Source organism: Pseudomonas anguilliseptica, from assembly GCF_900105355.1.
Taxonomy (GTDB): Bacteria; Pseudomonadota; Gammaproteobacteria; order Pseudomonadales; family Pseudomonadaceae; genus Aquipseudomonas; species Aquipseudomonas anguilliseptica.
Genome location: NZ_FNSC01000001.1, coordinates 1,286,792 through 1,304,082, shown reverse-complemented (window position 1 = coordinate 1,304,082; position 17,291 = coordinate 1,286,792). Strand labels below are relative to the sequence as shown.

Sequence of the window (17,291 nt, the reverse complement as noted above, 5' to 3'; positions counted from 1 at the left end):
ATTTGACTAGCTGTGGTACGGTCAGCCCAAGCCTTGTAAAACCCCGTCTTAGTGATGGGGTTTTGCTTTTTTCACGATCCGTAAAGGGGACATACCCGCACCATGACCAGCGCACCTTCGCTCACCATCACCCGTCTTGACCTGCAGCGTCTGGAGCATATGCTCGACAGCCTGGACGACTTTGGTACCAGTGCCATCGCGTTGCAGGCCGAACTGGACCGCGCCGACGTGGTCGGCCATGACGAGGTGCCGGCCGGTGTGGTGACCATGAATTCGCGGGTGCATTGCCGTGAGGAAAGCAGCGGCAAGGATTACCACCTGACCCTGGTCTACCCGCAGGATGCCCGTGGTGATGGCTGTGTGTCGGTATTGGCGCCAGTGGGCACGGCCTTGCTGGGGCTGTCCGTGGGTCAGCATATCGACTGGGCTGCGCCTGGCGGCAAGGTGCTCAAGCTGACCCTGCTGGCGGTGGAATATCAGCCGGAAGCGGCGGGCGAATACAGCCGTGCCTAGTCTAGAGTAGAGCTACGCCAATCTCGGCATGGAGGCCGTATGTCCAGTCTGCCTATGTACTTTCCCCAGGGGTTTGACCTCTCGCGCGCGCTGCAATGCGCGCAGTTGGTCGGTTTCGCCTACGACCAATACAGCCAGTGGCAAGCTCAGCAGCGTCCGCGACGGCCCCAGGATTTCACCTGGCAGCCGCCTGCGTTGCCCGGCTGGGGCTTTTCCGCACCAATCTGGAGTGTGCTCAGCGAGCTGCGCTTTCTTAACGAATCGGAGCCCTTTGGCTTTGCCGCGCGTGACCCGCAGGGCGAGGTCTATCTGGTGTTTCGTGGCACCGATACGGTGCAGGACTGGCTGGACGATCTGGATGCCGATCAGCGCGCGTACCCCTGGCAAGCTGGCCTGGGCAATGTGCATGACGGCTTTCTCAAGCTCTATACGTCACTGCGCGACCAGGCCTTGCAGGCCGTAGATACTCAGCAGCCCAACGGGCCGCTGTGGGTGTGCGCGCACAGCCTGGGCGGTGCACTCTCCAGCCTGACCGTGCTGGATTTGCGTGAACGCTGGCCGGACTTGCCGCTGCAGCACTACAGCTTTGCCAGCCCGCGCCTGGCTGCCCCGGATTTCGCTGCACATTACAACGGGCTGCAGGTACCAACCTTCCGCGTGGTGAATGACAGTGATCTGGTGCCGCAGGTGCCGCCGGGCGTTACCGGCACGTGGCTGTACCAACACCTGGGGCTGGCGGTGACCTTCACGGCCAGTTACGCCTCGGTGGGCGACAATCACAGCCTGGCCGACTGCTACCTGTATGCGTTGCAGAACCCACAGGCGCCTATGCGTGGCTGACAGCTGTCAGGCCTTCTGCAGCGCTTGATTAAGCGCTGCTTCCAGGCGGCTCTTGTAGCGCAGGTAATGCACGCTCTGCATATGCCCTTCGCCGAGTACCCCCGACAGGTCGAGGTCGGTGATATAGCAGGGGTAGCGCGCCATCGCGGCGTTGCGCGAGGATGTGCTGGGCGACCGCGGCGAACAGGTCGCCGGCGTATTCCAGCTCGGAAAATTCGCGGTGATTGCAGTACAGGGTGACATGTGAGCGCTTGCCATCTGCCGGCTCGACGATGGCCTGCACGTCATAGAACGGGTGGCTGATCGGTGACAGCGGCGGTGGCCGGCGCTCCAGGCGCTGAGCGCGCTGGGGCGCGTCCGGCAGCACCTGATAATACAGCACCTCCAGCGGCTGATGCGCCGGCAGATTATCCAGTGGCAGCAGGGCATTGCGCCGGTACAGCACCGACTGCAGAAAGCGTTGCAATGGGGTCAGCAGGCTCTGTTCATCACGGAACGGCATCTGCTGGCGCCACAGCGCGTTGTGCTCGTCGAGCACACTCAGCTCGGCCGTGGCGCTGGCTTCGTTCAGCCGGTAGAACACCTGAATGCACTGCGGCCGCCCCACGGGCAGGATCAGCGCCAGGTCTTCGCCTTCCAGGGCGCTGCGGTCCAGATGCAGCTCGCTGTAGCCGGGCAACACCTCGCCCAGGTGGTCAATCAGTGTGGGCAGGTCTTTCAGGCTGGTGTGGCTGACGTGGCCGGGTTTCAGTTCGAGCAGGTGGTAGTGCTGTTTGATCTGCAGCAGGTAGCGGTTGGCCTGTTCGCTGCTGAAGCTGCCGAGGGTTTCGCGGAACAGCTCTTCAACCCGCTCGGCAATCGCCGTGGCGCGGTTGCGACAGAAGCAACGCACCCGCAGGTTGGGCTTCTTGCCGCTGGCGGGCAGGCTGTTGAGAAAGTCGCGCAGGCAGTCGAGCAGTGCATGCGGGCCGTCATAGCGGGTCACCAGCAGTTCGTTCCAGCTGTTCAGGGTGACCTGGTCAATGGTCAGAATCAGGTTTTCGCGTACCCCGGAATAACCCAGGGCATCGGTGCGCTCGGTGGTCATGTGCATGTTCATCTGGCTGAACTGCTTGAGCGGATCGATGCCGACATTGACCAGTAGCATCACTTCACCGGGCACGCTGGCGCTGAGCAGCGCCGCTTCGTCAACTGCCGGCAGAGGCAGCGGCACCACCTGCTGCAGGCTGCTGAGCAGATTGGATAACTCGTATTCGCTCAGGTCGCTGCTGCCTGGGTGCAACGACAGCCGCGTGCTGTTGTCGATTACGCCGTTGCGCTGGCACCAGGCGAGCAGCTCGATCAGCTCGCGCGAGCGCTTGAGCGGCGAGAAGTCTTCCAGATCCTGAGCGTTGACGCTGCCGCTGTAGAGCGCCCACAGCGTTTCATCGGGTTCATCCGGGCTGGGGCTTTGCGCCAGCGTCAGGGTGTCTTCGGCGAGGTCCGGGGCGATGCCCGGGTTGATAAATTCGATCTTCCCGGCCTTGCGCTCGAAGGCGGCGTACAGGCGGCGGCCGAGGATGCCCAGGTCGCGGCTATTGAGCGAGCTGCCGGCATGTTCGCTGCGGGCGAATTCGGAGAGAAAGCGATAGCTGTAGGTCAGCTCGTTGACCAGCATGCGTCGTTCGGCACTGACCTGGCGCACCTTCCATTGGCTGCGGCTGTCGAGCATCGCCAGCTGGCGGCTGTCCCAGTTCCAGTCGCGGGTCAGGCGCTCCAGCAGCAAGCGCTGCCAGCTCTTGCGGTTGTTGCGCGGCGGGCGGCTGAGCTTCTTGTCGACCTTGAGGTACAGGCAGCGGCGGATCAGCTCCAGGCGCTCGTGCTCGCCGCGGGCATTGAGGTACTCCTCCAGGCGCCGGTAGACCACGATATAGGGGTCGAGCTCATCGACGTCCAGGCGATTGGCGAACACCGCCTGCTTGAAGCGCAGCGATAGGCATTCGACCTTGGGGTGTTCACTGGCGTAGACCTCGGTAAGCAGCAACTTGAGCACCGACTTGTAGGGTGACTCGATGCCCTTGAACAGTTGCCACATACCGGCGCCGATAAATTCTTCCGGCGGGATGCGCGCCAGGTGGCCGAGGTCGAGCACGTCCTCGGCGCGGATAAAACGCTTGGCCAGCAAGGTGCTGGTGTAGTGCTGGTAGCGCTGCTCTTCATACACAGGCACCAGCCACCACAGTGGCGTGCGCCCGCCGAGCCAGATGGCGGTGCGGTAGAACTCGTCGAGCAGCAGGTAATGCTGGGTGGTGCCGCAGTCGTCCGAGGTCAGCTGCGCCTCGCGTTCGCCCTGGGTGAAGCGCGCCGGGTCGATCAGAAAGAAATGCGCCTCGGCACCGAAGGTGGCCGCCCAGTTTTCCAGCAGTGCGCATTTCTTGTTCAGTTCATGCAGCTGTTGCGGGCTCAGGTCGCTGGCGTGGCAGACCCAGAAGTCCATGTCGCTCTGTTCAGCCTGGGCCACGGTGCCCAGGCTGCCCATCAGAAACAGGCCGTGGATCGGCAGCGCCTGCTTGCCGCGATAGGGTTTGTAGGCGAACGAGCGGGTCAGGCGTTGCACTTCGGACAACAGTTCGTCGTCCGGTTCGAAGCCGCTGAGGCCGGCCGGAGTCAGCCCGGAAACGTAGCCCGGCAGCAGCGGATGATTGACGTGAAACAGTAGCGGCAACAGCTTGAGGACCAGCTGCTGGCGTGTCGACAGTGCCTGCATGGCTCGTTGCAGACGGCTCTGGTTGAGTGTGAGGAAGCGCGCACGCAGCTGCGTCAGTACCTTGCGGTCGATACCGTCTTCAATGTCCGGGCGAATTTCCTCAGTACGACTCATGCTCAGGCTCTGCAGGGCGGTGCGTGATCATGCCTTGCCAGGTGGCTGGCGGACGGCTGCGAATACAGGGTTATCGCCTGCGTCGCGGACAGCTTGAGGATGCCGCTGCAACGCAGGCTAGGTTGGCTTGGAAACGGTTTCGATCGCGCACTAGTTGGCGAGATTTGCGGGCGCTTCTCAGGCCGCTTCGGTCACATTGAGAATGGTCAGCAGAACTTGCGCGTGTTCGGCGGCGTCGAGCCCCAGGCTGGTCAGATAACCGCCGTCTGGCTGGTTGATCAGTCCTTTGTCGTGCAGGCGTTGGGCGGCGGCAATCGCCGAGGGGGTGGCAGTGTGGTGAACCTTGATTCCTTCCTGAGTGGTGCCCAGGTTGAACAGCGCGAGGATTTCCAGTTCGGCAATCAGTTCAGGGGTAAAGGCCATAAGTACTCCAGCTTCTTGTTTTAGTGAGCTGCGGCCGGCGGCGGCAGCACCCGCTGCGGTAAATCGGCTGAAACAACAGGCAGCCTGCGAAGGCAGTGTAGTGAAGCGCCAGGCAGTCTGCTGTGACTTGATGCTGCCAGAAGTTGGCGTGCTGCGGGGTAAATTTTTCCGCGCCGTTTACGGCGCCTGTTCGGGCAGCTCGGGCAGGGCGCGCAGGCCTTGCTCATAGCGGGCGAGATCAAACGGACGCTCATCGCGCAACATGACCTCGATTTCATCAGACAGCACCAGGGCCATCAGCTCGATGATCTCTTCGCGCTCGTAACCGACCAGCGTCAGCTTGTTCAGTACAGCTTGGACAAAGGCCGGCTCGCCGGCCTCCAGCTGGTTTTCGATGGCCTGGGTCAGGGTGCCCTGGGCGAAATCTTCGTCGTCTTGCTCGCTCATATGCTGCTCCAAAAGAGTGCGGCTTCAGCCTTGGGCAAAGTCCAGCAAAGCCTGGCCGGTAAGGCGGTAGGTGGTCCATTCGTCCTGCGGGCGGGCGCCGAACGCCTGGTAGAAATCAATGGCTGGCTGGTTCCAGTCCAGCACGGCCCACTCGAAACGGCCACAGCCTTTGTCCACGGCCAGCTGCGCAAGGTGGCGCAGCAGCGCTTTGCCGGCGCCCACGCCGCGCTTTTCCGGGCTGACGTAAAGATCTTCAAGGTACAGCCCGTGCTTGCCCAGCCAGGTCGAGTAGTTGAAAAAGTAAACGGCATAGCCAATGGGTTGGCCGTCATGCTCGCAGATCAGGGCGCGGGTGCTGCTCTCTGGGCCGAACAGGCTTGCCTCGATGCCGGCAGCGCCGGTCTGCACTTCATGCTCGGCTTTCTCGTAGATCGCCAGGTCGGTGATAAAGCGCAGGATCAGAGCAGCGTCAGCGGCGGTGGCGGGGCGGATATTCAGGGACATGGGTACTTAGCCGTAGAGAAAAACCAGAGCAGTCAGCGGCAGGCCGACTACACAGAGAAAACCGAAGACGCTGACCCAGCTGCAGCGCGGGCCCAGTGGATCGGCCACGCGCAATGGCAGGCGCGGATAGCGGCCCAGCGTCAGTAGGCGCAGCACCAGCCAGCCGCTGGCGTAGAAGAGGTAGCCAAACACCAGCTCCAGTACGACCTCCGCCAGGACAGCCAGGCCGCGTAGTAGCAGCTCGAACATGGGACGTCCTTTCCCTTGTGAGTTGATGATCAGCGCGTCGCCAGCAGTTCTTTGCCGCGTACAACCGCTGCGCGTACTTGGTTCGGTGCGGTGCCGCCGATATGGTCGCGGGCGTTGACCGAGCCTTCCAGGGTCAGTACGGCGAACACGTCCTGCTCGATCTGGTCGCTGAACTGGCGCAGTTCTTCCAGGCTCATCTCGGCCAGGTCCTTGCCGGACTCGACGCCGTACTTCACCGCATGGCCGACGATCTCGTGGCAATCGCGGAAGGGCAGCCCCTTGCGCACCAGGTAGTCGGCCAGGTCGGTGGCGGTGGAGAAACCGCGCAGCGCCGCTTCACGCATGATTGCGTGCTTGGGCTTGATCGCCGGGATCATGTCGGCAAAGGCGCGCAGCGAGTCGCGTAGGGTGTCGGCGGCGTCGAACAGCGGCTCTTTGTCTTCCTGATTGTCTTTGTTATAGGCCAGCGGCTGGCCTTTCATCAGGGTCAGCAGGCCCATCAGCGCGCCGAATACCCGGCCGGTCTTGCCGCGTACCAGCTCTGGTACGTCCGGGTTCTTCTTCTGCGGCATGATCGAGGAGCCGGTGCAGAAACGGTCCGGCAGGTCGATAAACTGGAACTGCGCGCTGGTCCACAGCACCAGTTCTTCGGAGAAACGCGACAGGTGCATCATGGCAATCGAGGCGGCGGCGCAGAATTCGATAGCGAAGTCGCGATCCGATACGCCATCCAGCGAGTTGCCGCCTACTGCGTCGAAACCCAGCAGTTGTGCGGTGATTTCACGCTGAATCGGGTAGGTGGTGCCGGCCAGGGCCGCCGAGCCCAGTGGCATGCGGTTGGTGCGTTTGCGGCAGTCGACCAGGCGCTCGTAATCGCGCGAGAGCATTTCGAACCAGGCCAGAAGGTGATGCCCGAAGGTCACCGGCTGCGCGGTTTGCAGGTGGGTGAAGCCGGGCATGATGGTTTCCGCTTCACGTTCGGCCTGCTCCAGCAGGCCCTGCTGCAGGCGGGTGATCTCGGCCAGGATCAGGTCGATCTCGTCGCGCAGCCACAGGCGGATATCGGTGGCCACCTGGTCGTTACGCGAGCGGCCGGTGTGCAGCTTCTTGCCGGTGACGCCAATGCGATCCGTGAGTCTGGCCTCGATGTTCATATGCACGTCTTCCAGATCGACGCGCCAGTCGAACTGGCCCGCTTCGATCTCGCTCTGAATCTGCGTCAGGCCGGCGATGATGCTATCGCGCTCGGCGTCGCTGAGCACGCCAACCTTGGCCAGCATGGTGGCGTGGGCAATGGAGCCCATGATGTCGTGGCGATACAGGCGCTTGTCGAATTCGACGGAGGCGGTAAAGCGGGCAACAAAGGTATCGACTGGCTCGCTGAAGCGGCCGCCCCAGGATTGGTTGGTTTTTTCAGTGCTCATGGGCTTCGCTCGGCTGGTGCGCTAAAACGGGCTGGCCGCGCTGGGGCGGCCGGCAAGACGGAAAAGTGCGCCGATAATAACAGGCTGGCCGGCAAATTCGCCGCGTCGCTTTGTCGGTGGGCGCAGCTAGGCTGCAGTAGAGCAATGTTGCGCCGTTCACAGATTTATCGCGGCGGGCGCATTTCGGTGCTTTATTTTGCCCGGTCGCAGCTGTCTATCTTGCTACTGGCGCGGGTCACGCGGAAACTGCGGCGATGAAAATAAAAAGCGCTTTATCAGAAAAACAACCACCACTGGTCGATGACTTCTTCGTGCCCGAACTCTGCCAGCCAGAAGCCCTGTTGAGCATGGTCCTGCTGGCTGAGCTGCTGGTGCTGGTGCTGGTGCTGTCCGAACCCATGCTGCCGGGCTTCGACTGGGTACGTCTGGCACTGACCTCATTATTCGTGCAGTGGATCGTACTGCTCTCGGCCGCCGTGCTGTGCCGCCTGCGCCCGTTGATGGCGCGCATGCCCGCAGCGACGGCCGGCGCCTTGTGCTGCGCGATTGTGGTTACCCTGAGCCTGATCTGTACTGCTGTGGCGGATTATTACGAGCTGGGCGGGCCGCTGCCGCGTACTGGCGAGGTCAACCTGTACCTGCGACATGCCTTGATCAGTTTGATCATGTCGGCGTTGTTGTTGCGCTATTTCTACTTGCAGAGCCAGTGGCGCAAGCAGGAGCAGGCTGAATTGCGTGCGCGCATCGAATCGCTGCAGGCGCGTATCCGTCCGCACTTCCTGTTCAACAGTCTGAACAGCATCGCCAGCCTGGTGGTGGTCGACCCGTACAAGGCCGAGCAGGCAGTGCTGGATCTCTCCGACCTGTTCCGCGCCAGCCTGGCCAAGCCCGGTAGCCTGGTGCCCTGGCGCGAAGAGCTGGAGCTGGCACAACGATATTTATCGATTGAGCGCTATCGGCTCGGCGAGCGTCTACAGTTGCAGTGGGAGATTGTCGATGTGCCGGACGATCTGCCGATTCCACAACTGACGCTGCAACCCTTACTGGAAAACGCTTTGATCTATGGCATTCAGCCGCGCATTGAGGGTGGTCTGGTGCGGGTCGAGGCGAGTTATCACGAGGGGGTATTTCAGCTGTGCGTGAGCAATCCATACGAACAACTAGGCGAGGAACCGCCCTCGCGCGGTACGCATCAGGCGCTGACCAATATCGATGCGCGGCTGGTGGCACTTTTCGGGCCGCGTGCCAGTCTCAGCGTAGAGCGCCGTGACGGACGCCACTTCACTTGTCTACGCTATCCTTGTGCGAGACCCAAGCAGGAAGCCCGTGCATTATGAATGTCCTGATTGTCGATGATGAACCCCTGGCCCGAGAGCGCCTGAGCCGCATGGTGGGCGAACTCGATGGCTATCGTGTGCTTGAACCTGCAGCCAGCAACGGCGAGGAGGCCTTGAGCCTGATCGACAGCCTGAAGCCGGATGTGGTGCTGCTGGATATCCGCATGCCGGGCCTTGATGGCCTGCAGGTGGCAGCCAGGCTGTGTGAGCGCGAGGCGCCGCCAGCCGTGATTTTCTGCACCGCCCATGATGAGTTTGCCCTGGAGGCCTTCCAGGTCAGCGCTGTGGGTTATCTGGTCAAGCCGGTGCGTGCAGAAAGCCTCAGTGAGGCGCTGAAGAAAGCCGAGCGGCCCAACCGTGTGCAACTCGCCGCCCTGACCCGTCCTGCCGTAGACAGCGTTGGCGGCCCACGCAGCCATATCAGTGCACGCACCCGCAAAGGCATCGAGCTGATTCCGCTGGATCAGGTGATCTACTTTATTGCCGACCACAAGTACGTAACCTTGCGCCACGCTGGCGGCGAAGTGCTGCTGGATGAGCCGCTGAAAGCCCTGGAAGACGAATTTGGTGATCGCTTTGTGCGCATTCACCGCAATGCGTTGGTTGCTCGTGAGCGTATCGAGCGCCTGCAGCGCACGCCGCTCGGGCATTTCCAGCTGTTCCTCAAGGGTATGAACGAGGAAGCATTGATTGTCAGCCGTCGGCATGTGGCCGGCGTGCGCAAGCTGATGCACAACCTTTAAGGCTCTCGGGCAGCCCGGATGACTCCGGGTTGCAGGCCTGATCCGGGTCAGCCTGTTATTATCCCCGGCAGTTCGTTTTCTGGAATTGCCCATGTCTCGCGAAATCCGCATCGCCACCCGTAAAAGTGCCCTGGCCCTGTGGCAGGCCGAACACGTCAAAGCCCGCCTGGAGCAGGCGCACCCTGGTCTCAAAGTCAGCCTGGTGCCTATGGTCAGTCGCGGTGACAAGCTGCTCGACGCGCCGCTGGCGAAGATTGGCGGCAAGGGGCTGTTTGTCAAAGAGCTGGAAACCGCGATGCTGGAGAATCAGGCCGACATCGCCGTGCATTCGATGAAGGATGTGCCGATGGACTTCCCCGAAGGCCTGGGCCTGTACTGCATCTGTGAGCGGGAAGATCCGCGCGATGCCTTTGTGTCCAACACCTATGCCAGCCTCGATGCCTTGCCTGCCGGTAGCGTGGTCGGCACTTCCAGTCTGCGCCGTCAGGCCCAGCTGCTGGCGCGCCGGCCAGATCTGAAAATCCAGTTCCTGCGTGGCAACGTCAACACCCGCCTGGCCAAGCTGGATGCCGGTGACTACGACGCCATCATCCTTGCCGCCGCCGGGCTGATTCGCCTCGGTTTTGCCGAGCGCATTCGCTCGTCGATCAGCGCTGAAGACAGCCTGCCGGCCGGTGGTCAGGGCGCGGTGGGTATCGAATGCCGCACAGCCGACAGTGAGATCCATGCTCTGCTGGCACCTCTGCATCATCACGATACCGCGCTGCGGGTGACCGCCGAGCGCGCCTTGAACAAGCACCTGAATGGCGGCTGCCAGGTACCAATTGCCTGTTACGCAGTGCTTGAGGGCGAGCAGCTATGGTTACGCGGCTTGGTCGGTCAGCCGGATGGCGGTTTGCTGCTGCGGGCGGAAAACCGTGCTCCGTCAGCACAGGCTGAGCAGTTGGGGGTGCAGGTCGCTGAAGCCCTGCTGGCCCAGGGCGCTGCGGCCATTCTGCAAGCCGTATACGGCGAGGCCGCTGCCGAGTGATGGGTTGGCGTTTGCTGCTGACGCGACCGGCCCAGGAATCGGCGGCGCTGGCAGCAACCTTGGCCGAGCACGGCATCTACAGCAGCAGCTTGCCGCTGCTGGCTATTGAAGCCCTGAGCGAAAGTGCCGAGCAACGCGCCGCGCTTGCTGATCTGCAGCGCTACTGCGCGGTGATCGTGGTGAGCAAGCCGGCGGCGCGGCTGGCGCTTGATCTGCTGGATCGCTACCAAACCCCAGTGCCTACCGAACAACCCTGGTTCAGCGTCGGCGCGGCCACGGCGCAGATTCTCCGTGGGCATGATCTGCAGGTGTATTACCCGGAAGAGGCTGATGACAGCGAGGCGCTGCTCGCCCTGCCGCAGTTACAGCAGGCACTGACGGCGGCCGCCAGCCCACGGGTATTGATCCTGCGCGGTGAGAGTGGCCGAGAGTTACTGGCCGAGCGCTTGCGCGGCCAAGGCGTGCAGGTGGACTATCTGCCACTGTATCGCCGGGTACTGCCGGATTACCCGTCCGCAGCACTGATCGAGCGGATTCAGGCGGAACGCCTGAACGCTCTGGTGGTCAGCAGTGGACAGGGCTTTGTGCATTTGCGCGAGCTGGCCGCTGAGTCCTGGGCCGAACTGGCTCAACTACCCTTATTTGTACCCAGCCCGCGAGTTGCCGAAATGGCCCGTGCGGCCGGTGCGCAATTTGTTGTGGACTGTCGTGGCGCGAGTGCCGCGGCGTTGCTGGCGGCCTTGCAGACGCAACCTGCCCCGATCTCTGACGCAAAGGATGGATACGTGAGCGAAGCAACTACTCCGAAAGAGCAAGGCCCGAACGATCACGCCGTAAAACAACCCGAACAGGCACCGCTGGATACCGCCGCTGCGCTGCCGGCTACGCCGCCTGTCGCGAGCCAACCGGCTTCGCGTGGCAACGGTCTGGCTCTGCTGGCCTTGTTGGTCGCTGCTGCTGGCGCCGGTGCGGGTGGTTGGGGGCTTTGGCAGTTGCAGGAGGCGCGCAGTGAAGCGCAAAGCCTGGCGCAGACTGGCAAGAAATTAGAGGTGCGCCTCGATCAGCTGCCAAGTGTCGAGGAGTTGGAAACCCGTCGTCGTCTGCTGGCCCAGCTGCAGGGCCAGCAGCAACTGCTCAATCAGCGTCTGGAAACCGTACTGGGTGCCAGTCGTCAGGACTGGCGCCTGGCCGAGGCCGAGCATCTGCTGCGCCTGGCCAGCTTGCGTCTATCTGCTTTGCAGGACATCAACAGCGCCACCGCACTGGTGCAGGCCGCCGATGAAATCCTACATGAGCAGGATGACCCCGCCGCATTTGCCGCCCGCGAGCAATTGGCCATGAGCCTGCAGGCACTGCGTTCGACCGCCAACCCGGACCGTACCGGGCTGTTTCTGCAGCTCGGCGCATTGCGTGAGCAGGTGGCGCAACTCAATGCCCAGGCGCCTAGCTTCAGCGCTGACGGTGGCGTACTCAGCGAGCTGGCCGATTCAGGAGTGGTTGAGCAGCAATGGTGGCAGCGTGGTCTGCAGACCTTGTCGGAATACTTCCGCATTGATTTCAACGCCGACCGCAATATCCGCCCCGTGCTCGCCGGCCAGAGCCTGACCCAGGTGCGGCTGTCCCTCAGTCTGGCGCTGGAGCAGGCCCAGTGGGGGGCGTTGCATGGTAAGAGCGAGGTCTATTGCCAGGCCTTGCAGCAGGCACGTGAAGTGCTGGATGCACACTTCGATGTGGATAACCCCAATAGCCGCGCCCTGAGTGCGCGCATTGATGAGCTGGCCGAGCGGCCGATTGCGGTGACGCCGCCGGACCTCAGCCCGACGCTGAATGCCGTGCAGGCATACATACAAGCCAAACAGACCGCGCGCAGCCAGCAGAAGGTCGAGGCTGAACCTGCCGCCGCGCCCAGCGATGATGTCGAGGCGCAACTGCAGGAGGCGCTGCAATGAAGCGCATCTACTGGTTGCTGTTGGTTCTGGCGATCGTTGCCGGCGTCGCCAGCCTGGTGCTGTTCGGTCTGCCGTTGGCCGAGCACAAGGGCTATGTGCTGATTGCCTTCCAAGGCTTTCGTTATGAATCCAGCCTGTGGGCCTTTGTCGCCTTGGTGCTGGTGCTCTGGCTGCTGGTTTATCTAGTGCGTTTGAGCGTCCGGCTGTTGGTCACATCCGGCGGCCTGCTCAATCCCTGGTCACGTCTGCACAACCGTCGCCGCGTACGGCTGGCGTCCGAGCAAGGCTTTCTCGACCTTGCTGAGGGTCGTTGGGCGCGCGCCCTGCGTCATCTCAAACAGGCGGCCAGCAGCTCGCCGCAGCCCTTGAGTTATTACCTGGGCGCCGCACGCGCTGCACATCAGTTGGGGCATCACAACGACAGCGACGACCTGCTGGAGCAGGCACTCAACCGACAGCCGCAGGCGGAACTGGCAATTGCCCTGCAACATGCCGAACTGCAACTGGCGCGCGGACAGACCGATGCGGCGCTGGAGACTCTGCAAGCCATGCGTTCGCGTCATCCACACCATCACCTGGTGTTGCGTCAGCTGCAGCAGCTCTACCTGCAGTCGGGCGATTGGTCGGCACTGCTTGGGTTGCTACCTGATCTGCGCAAGGAGAAAGCTCTGGGCAATGCCGAGCTGAGCGAGCTTGAGCGTCAGGCGTGGCGTGGACGCTTGCTGCAGGCTGCTCAACCGATTGACGGCGACGCGCAGGCGGCGCTGCTGGCGTTGCAGCAAGTCTGGCAGGCCATGTCGACGGCGCAGCATCAGGTGCCCGAGCTACTGGCGGTGTATGCCGAGCAACTGCGTCAACTGGGTGCCGAAGGCGAGGCGGAAGAGCTGCTGCGGCATTTCGTGAAGCAGCATTACGACACCGCTCTGGTGCGTCTATACGGCTTGCTGCATGGGCGTGATCTGGGTAAGCAGTTACAGGCGGCCGAGGGCTGGTTGAAGCAACATCCACAAGATGCCGGCTTGCTGCTGACGCTGGGGCGGCTGTGTCTGCACAGTCAGTTGTGGGGAAAAGCCAAGGATTACCTGGAAAGCAGTCTGGTTTTTCAGCGTCATCCAGAAACCTGTGCCGAGCTGGCGCGTTTGTTGGCACAACTGGGCGAGCTGGAGCGTAGCAACAGCCTGTGTCAGGAAGGCCTGCGCCTGCTTGATGCGCGGTTGTGTACGCCAGTTTTGCCAGCAGCGATTTGATTTAGCCGCTTCTTGAGGTGCTTATGCGGACACTGTTGATCTGTTGTCTGGTAGCGCTGCTGGCGGGTTGTGCCGGCCCGCAGGTGAATGAGTATGTCAGCGAGCAGCCTCGCCTGGAGTTGAGCGATTACTTCAATGGAGAGTTGCAGGCTTGGGGCATGTTCCAGAATCGCTCCGGCGAGGTGGTCAAGCGTTTCCATGTGGCCATGACCGGCACCTGGGGCGGTGATGTAGGCGTGCTCGACGAACGCTTTACCTACAGCGATGGCAGCACCGAACGGCGCGTCTGGACCCTGACCAAGCAGGCCGACGGCAGTTGGCGTGGTACTGCGGGTGATGTGGTTGGGGAAGCCGTCGGTGAAGTTGCCGGTAACGCCTTGCACTGGCGTTACCAGCTACGGCTGAAGGTCGATGACTCAACCTATGTGGTTGATTTTGATGACTGGATGTTCCTGATGGATGGCCAGGTGATGCTCAATCGGGCGCGTATGTCGAAGTGGGGCATTGACCTTGGCCAGGTCACCCTGAGCTTTTACAAGCCTGCGGCGGCTGAGAAGGCTGAGTAGGCGCCGGTTAAACGCTTGTATGAAATTTTCTCCAACGCTACCTTGAAGGCCTAAGCCAGCGGGAATAATCTGGCCCTCAGATACCGCCGGAAAGTTGCCGTTTCACGGTTGTCTTCCCAGACCTTGCACGGGCTGACAAAAATCTGTCTCGATGCGGGCGTACAACACTAATAGCAATAGGGAAGTAGAGGTCATCATGCTCGAGAGTTGTCAGAACGCCCAGGAGCGTTGGGGTGGAGTTCACCTGCTGATCGACCGTTGGCTGCAAGAGCGCAAAGAGCTGGTTCATGCGTATGCCGCCATCAACAATTCACCGCAAGCACCGAGCGCTAATGCCGAGGCATTGCAGCGTTTCTGCGAGATCCTTGTCGATTACGTATCCGCTGGCCACTTCGAGGTCTACGAACAGTTGACCAGCGAAGCCAAGGCCTTTGGTGATCAGCGTGGTCTTGATCTGGCCAAGCAGATCTACCCGCGCATCGAGGTGATTACCGAAGTGGCGCTGGCCTTCAATGACCGCTGCGACAATGGCGATTGCCACGACTCGGTATCCCTGCTGGATGAGCTGAAACGCCTCGGCCAGTTGCTGCACGAGCGCTTCGAGCTGGAGGACTGCCTGATCGAAGTCCTGCATAACGCCCATCAGGAACAGGCAGCCCCGGCTCTCTGATGAACTGACTCGTTACTCCTTGGTGTCGAGCAATTCCAGCTCGAACACCAGGGACGAGTAGGGTGGAATCAAATCCCCCGCCCCTTCTTCGCCATACGCATGAGCCGACGGAATCACCAAGCGCCACTGCGCGCCCACTGGCATCTGCTGCAGCGCACTGCGCCATCCGGCGATCACACTGTCCAGGCGAAACCACTGCGCGGTCTGGCTTTCGTCAAACTGACTGCCATCTGCCAGAAAACCTATATAGCGCACCTGAATGCGGCTCTTCGCGCCGGGCTTGCGGCCGCTGCCTGCGCGCAGCTCCTGCATCAGCACGCCATCCTGCAGTACACGTACGCCGGCCTTGGCCTTCTCCGTGGCGAGAAAACGCTGCTCGGCTGCCTTGGCTTTTTCAATGCGTTCCGGGGCGCTGGCCAACTGCGCTTCATGTTCGGCCAGCAGGCTTTCGATGCGCTTGGCATCCAGCGCCAGCGGCCCGTTGCGGTAGGCCTGGCGCAGACCGTCGAGCAGGGCTTGCAGCTCCAGATCCGGTACTTCGTCACGCAGCCGCTCACCGAGTTTTACCCCCAGGCTATAGGCCAGGTCGTGGGAATGCTCATGCGCTTGAGACAGAGGCGCGAGCAGGCAGAGTAGTAGCAAGGCGAAACGTGGCATGGGTGTTCTCCGGCCTAAGGTGCGCCGATTATGCCAGCCAGGCTCGCAAGCTCAATGCGTGAGGTGGCAAGGCGGGCAAAAGGAGGTCTAGTATGACGCCATCTTCATCCGCCAGGAGGCGAGTCATGTCGGCTACAAAGAATGCAAAGAAGAAATCAGTGAGTACTCCGCTGCATCTGCTGCAGCAACTTTCCAGCAGCCTGCTTGAGCATCTTGAAGATGCTTGCACACGCGCTTTGGTTGATGCCGAGAAGCTGCTCGCCAAGCTGGAAAAGCAACGCGGCAAGGCCCAGGAAAAGTTGCACAAAGCCCGCAGCAAAATGCAGGATGCCGCAGTCGCCGGCAAAGCCAAGGCCCAGGCCAAAAGCAAAGATGCCGTGGCAGAACTGGAGCAGCTGCTCGATACCCTGAAAGACCGTCAGAGTGAAACCCGCAGCTATATCGCCAACCTCAAGCGCGATGCACAGGAAAGCCTGAAGCTGGCCCAGGGCGTCGGCAAAGTTAAAGAAGCCGTAGGCAAAGCGCTGGACAGCCGTTCGGCCAAGGCCGCTGCGGTCAAACCGGCTGCCAAGCCAGCCGCAACGAAGGCCCCGGCCAAACCCGCTGCCAGCAAGCCAGCGGCTAAACCTGCCACTAAAGCTGCTGCGCCAGCCGCCAAGGCTCCGGCCAAAGCTGTCAGCAAGGCTCCCGTCGCGGCCAAGCCAGCAGCCATGCCGGCGGCGAAGAAACCAGCAGCCAGCGCAGCCAAGCCTGCAGCTAGCAAGCCGGTGGCGCAGCCTGCCAAGGCAGCGGCTAAACCTGCGGTGAAAAAGGCTCCAGCGGCTAAGCCCACCAGCAAGCCTGCGGCCAAGCCAGCTGCAAAACCTGCGGCCAAGCCGGTTGTGAAGAAAGCTGCCGCTAAACCGGCTGCCGCCAAGCCAGTAGTGGCTAACGCCCCGGTTGCCGATGCGCCTGCTACATCTGCCGGCAGCAATGGTAGTACCCCGCCAAGTGCTGTTTAAGCGCTGAGCTGTGCCGCCGCGATGCGCAGCGTTTGCAGCGCATCGTGGTTGCTCGGCTGGGGAGCCAGGCTTTCCAGCCAATTCAGCGGTGCGTTCTCCGCGTTGCTCGGCCAGTCTTGAGTACAGGCCGCCAGGCGCTCCAGCTGCTCGCGTTCTGCGGCCAGCTCCAGCTGTTTGACCTGCTCACGTAATTGCACCAGGGCGTTATCGCGCTGCGCCGGCTCACGCCAGCTCTGCCGCAATTGGCGCAGCGGCACCACCACCTGCTGTTGCCAGGGCTGCGCGATATTGCGCAACGCTTCGCTGCGCTCGTTACTGCAGATAATCTGCCGGCGTTCCAGCCAGGCAGCGCAGAGCAGCAGGCACACATCAGCTCCCTGCGTTTGCAGCAGCAGGCACGCGGCCTCGACGCCAGGGCGTTGATACAGTGCTTCGGCGAATCGCCACAGGTCAGTAGGCATGGTGCTTTCCGGGTTTCACTAGGGTCTATTCCCCTTTCATTCACGGCCGCGCCGGAGCCTGTTTTTACGCGAGGCAAGGCACGAGACACGAAGTTTGGTTGTTCCAAATGAGTGTCGAGAAACGCAGTATCGCGCAAAAACAGGCCCGGCCCTTTGGGTTGCGTGGGAAATGGCCCCCGCTGTTGTTGCAGGACTTGGCAAGGGAATGACGCATTACTTGCGTCCTGCGCCTAACCGGGGGCCATTTTCCGCAGCAACGCGGCTCGCGATGAAACGGGAACAGACCCTAAGGATCCTCTGAAGTAGCCATGCGTTTCAGGCCGACTTCAGCCTCCGCTGATTTTGAAAGCGGAAAATCGATCAAAAACGA

17 protein-coding genes and 2 pseudogenes are annotated in these 17,291 nt (G+C 61.8%); 11 read left to right on the top strand and 8 right to left on the bottom strand.

What is annotated here, in order from left to right; translation table 11 throughout:
* Positions 1 to 102 precede the first annotated feature (102 nt).
* Positions 103 to 513: a nucleoside diphosphate kinase regulator gene (gene rnk, locus BLW24_RS06310; RefSeq protein WP_090378094.1), complete on the top strand. Its 411-nt coding sequence runs from the start codon at positions 103 to 105 to the stop codon at positions 511 to 513.
* Positions 514 to 552: 39 nt separating this feature from the next.
* Complete coding sequence (locus BLW24_RS06305) at positions 553 to 1,353, top strand: lipase family protein (protein ID WP_090378090.1); 801 nt, start codon at positions 553 to 555, stop codon at positions 1,351 to 1,353.
* Positions 1,354 to 1,359: 6 nt separating this feature from the next.
* On the opposite strand, the pseudogene BLW24_RS06300 reads toward BLW24_RS06305, so the two are convergent.
* The 6 genes and pseudogenes from BLW24_RS06300 to argH all read right to left on the bottom strand — a co-directional run bounded on the left by BLW24_RS06300 (position 1,360) and on the right by argH (position 7,260).
* Positions 1,360 to 4,213: pseudogene (locus BLW24_RS06300) on the bottom strand (class I adenylate cyclase).
* A gap of 177 nt (positions 4,214 to 4,390) precedes the next feature.
* On the bottom strand, positions 4,391 to 4,636 hold the full coding sequence (locus tag BLW24_RS06295) for a TIGR02647 family protein (protein WP_090254617.1): 246 nt from the start codon (positions 4,634 to 4,636) through the stop codon (positions 4,391 to 4,393).
* A 177-nt stretch (positions 4,637 to 4,813) separates the two neighbouring features.
* Complete coding sequence (locus tag BLW24_RS06290; RefSeq protein WP_208600146.1) at positions 4,814 to 5,083, bottom strand: hypothetical protein; 270 nt, start codon at positions 5,081 to 5,083, stop codon at positions 4,814 to 4,816.
* A gap of 24 nt (positions 5,084 to 5,107) precedes the next feature.
* A complete protein-coding gene (locus BLW24_RS06285) occupies positions 5,108 to 5,587 on the bottom strand; it encodes a GNAT family N-acetyltransferase (protein ID WP_090378084.1) in 480 nt (159 codons plus the stop codon).
* 6 nt (positions 5,588 to 5,593) lie between these two features.
* The gene (locus BLW24_RS06280; protein ID WP_090378083.1) at positions 5,594 to 5,836 is read right to left on the bottom strand and encodes a hypothetical protein; all 243 of its coding nucleotides are present in this window, start codon (positions 5,834 to 5,836) and stop codon (positions 5,594 to 5,596) included.
* Between the two features lie 29 nt (positions 5,837 to 5,865).
* Complete coding sequence (gene argH, locus BLW24_RS06275; protein WP_090378080.1) at positions 5,866 to 7,260, bottom strand: argininosuccinate lyase; 1,395 nt, start codon at positions 7,258 to 7,260, stop codon at positions 5,866 to 5,868.
* 254 nt (positions 7,261 to 7,514) lie between these two features.
* On the opposite strand from argH, the gene BLW24_RS06270 reads away from it, so the two are divergent.
* The 8 genes and pseudogenes from BLW24_RS06270 (at position 7,515) to rsd (ending at position 14,802) form a co-directional block, all read left to right on the top strand.
* Positions 7,515 to 8,597 carry a sensor histidine kinase gene (locus BLW24_RS06270; protein WP_090378077.1) on the top strand — a complete coding sequence of 361 codons (1,083 nt, stop codon included), beginning with the start codon at positions 7,515 to 7,517 and terminating at the stop codon, positions 8,595 to 8,597.
* A complete protein-coding gene (locus BLW24_RS06265; protein WP_090378074.1) occupies positions 8,594 to 9,340 on the top strand; it encodes a LytR/AlgR family response regulator transcription factor in 747 nt (248 codons plus the stop codon). Before BLW24_RS06270 ends, BLW24_RS06265 begins: the two co-directional genes overlap by 4 nt.
* A gap of 91 nt (positions 9,341 to 9,431) precedes the next feature.
* Positions 9,432 to 10,370 (top strand): hydroxymethylbilane synthase, encoded by a 939-nt coding sequence (gene hemC / locus BLW24_RS06260; protein ID WP_090378071.1) that lies wholly within the window; start codon positions 9,432 to 9,434, stop codon positions 10,368 to 10,370.
* Positions 10,370 to 11,122 (top strand): annotated as a pseudogene (locus tag BLW24_RS26385) (uroporphyrinogen-III synthase); the annotation flags it as partial. The gene hemC and the pseudogene BLW24_RS26385, both read left to right, overlap by 1 nt.
* Before the next feature lie 33 nt (positions 11,123 to 11,155).
* Positions 11,156 to 12,319, top strand: coding sequence for a uroporphyrinogen-III C-methyltransferase (locus tag BLW24_RS26380; RefSeq protein WP_420875031.1), 1,164 nt, complete (start codon positions 11,156 to 11,158; stop codon positions 12,317 to 12,319).
* A complete protein-coding gene (locus BLW24_RS06250) occupies positions 12,316 to 13,566 on the top strand; it encodes a heme biosynthesis HemY N-terminal domain-containing protein (RefSeq protein ID WP_090378065.1) in 1,251 nt (416 codons plus the stop codon). Before BLW24_RS26380 ends, BLW24_RS06250 begins: the two co-directional genes overlap by 4 nt.
* A 23-nt stretch (positions 13,567 to 13,589) precedes the next feature.
* Positions 13,590 to 14,132 (top strand): DUF3833 domain-containing protein, encoded by a 543-nt coding sequence (locus BLW24_RS06245; RefSeq protein ID WP_090378062.1) that lies wholly within the window; start codon positions 13,590 to 13,592, stop codon positions 14,130 to 14,132.
* A gap of 196 nt (positions 14,133 to 14,328) precedes the next feature.
* Positions 14,329 to 14,802 (top strand): sigma D regulator, encoded by a 474-nt coding sequence (rsd, locus tag BLW24_RS06240; RefSeq protein ID WP_090378059.1) that lies wholly within the window; start codon positions 14,329 to 14,331, stop codon positions 14,800 to 14,802.
* Between the two features lie 12 nt (positions 14,803 to 14,814).
* On the opposite strand, the gene BLW24_RS06235 is transcribed toward rsd, so the two are convergent.
* A complete protein-coding gene (locus BLW24_RS06235) occupies positions 14,815 to 15,459 on the bottom strand; it encodes an FKBP-type peptidyl-prolyl cis-trans isomerase (protein WP_090378056.1) in 645 nt (214 codons plus the stop codon).
* Between the two features lie 125 nt (positions 15,460 to 15,584).
* Here BLW24_RS06235 and BLW24_RS06230 point away from each other — a divergent pair, with 125 nt between their 5' ends.
* Positions 15,585 to 16,460, top strand: a complete 876-nt coding sequence (locus BLW24_RS06230; RefSeq protein WP_090378053.1) for an AlgP family protein — start codon at positions 15,585 to 15,587, stop codon at positions 16,458 to 16,460.
* Here BLW24_RS06230 and BLW24_RS06225 read toward each other — a convergent pair.
* Positions 16,457 to 16,921: a TIGR02444 family protein gene (locus tag BLW24_RS06225; protein ID WP_090378050.1), complete on the bottom strand. Its 465-nt coding sequence runs from the start codon at positions 16,919 to 16,921 to the stop codon at positions 16,457 to 16,459. The genes BLW24_RS06230 and BLW24_RS06225 overlap by 4 nt on opposite strands.
* Between the last annotated feature and the right edge of the window lie 370 nt (positions 16,922 to 17,291).

Excerpts from the sequence above, each read along its gene's own strand:
- rnk (WP_090378094.1), top strand. The coding sequence starts at position 103 with ATGACCAGCGCACCTTCGCTCACCATCACCCGTCTTGACCTGCAGCGT.
- BLW24_RS06305 (WP_090378090.1), top strand. The coding sequence starts at position 553 with ATGTCCAGTCTGCCTATGTACTTTCCCCAGGGGTTTGACCTCTCGCGC.
- BLW24_RS06295 (WP_090254617.1), bottom strand. The coding sequence starts at position 4,636 with ATGGCCTTTACCCCTGAACTGATTGCCGAACTGGAAATCCTCGCGCTG.
- BLW24_RS06290 (WP_208600146.1), bottom strand. The coding sequence starts at position 5,083 with ATGAGCGAGCAAGACGACGAAGATTTCGCCCAGGGCACCCTGACCCAG.
- BLW24_RS06285 (WP_090378084.1), bottom strand. The coding sequence starts at position 5,587 with ATGTCCCTGAATATCCGCCCCGCCACCGCCGCTGACGCTGCTCTGATC.
- BLW24_RS06280 (WP_090378083.1), bottom strand. The coding sequence starts at position 5,836 with ATGTTCGAGCTGCTACTACGCGGCCTGGCTGTCCTGGCGGAGGTCGTA.
- argH (WP_090378080.1), bottom strand. The coding sequence starts at position 7,260 with ATGAGCACTGAAAAAACCAACCAATCCTGGGGCGGCCGCTTCAGCGAG.
- BLW24_RS06270 (WP_090378077.1), top strand. The coding sequence starts at position 7,515 with ATGAAAATAAAAAGCGCTTTATCAGAAAAACAACCACCACTGGTCGAT.
- BLW24_RS06265 (WP_090378074.1), top strand. The coding sequence starts at position 8,594 with ATGAATGTCCTGATTGTCGATGATGAACCCCTGGCCCGAGAGCGCCTG.
- hemC (WP_090378071.1), top strand. The coding sequence starts at position 9,432 with ATGTCTCGCGAAATCCGCATCGCCACCCGTAAAAGTGCCCTGGCCCTG.
- BLW24_RS06250 (WP_090378065.1), top strand. The coding sequence starts at position 12,316 with ATGAAGCGCATCTACTGGTTGCTGTTGGTTCTGGCGATCGTTGCCGGC.
- BLW24_RS06245 (WP_090378062.1), top strand. The coding sequence starts at position 13,590 with ATGCGGACACTGTTGATCTGTTGTCTGGTAGCGCTGCTGGCGGGTTGT.
- rsd (WP_090378059.1), top strand. The coding sequence starts at position 14,329 with ATGCTCGAGAGTTGTCAGAACGCCCAGGAGCGTTGGGGTGGAGTTCAC.
- BLW24_RS06235 (WP_090378056.1), bottom strand. The coding sequence starts at position 15,459 with ATGCCACGTTTCGCCTTGCTACTACTCTGCCTGCTCGCGCCTCTGTCT.
- BLW24_RS06230 (WP_090378053.1), top strand. The coding sequence starts at position 15,585 with ATGTCGGCTACAAAGAATGCAAAGAAGAAATCAGTGAGTACTCCGCTG.
- BLW24_RS06225 (WP_090378050.1), bottom strand. The coding sequence starts at position 16,921 with ATGCCTACTGACCTGTGGCGATTCGCCGAAGCACTGTATCAACGCCCT.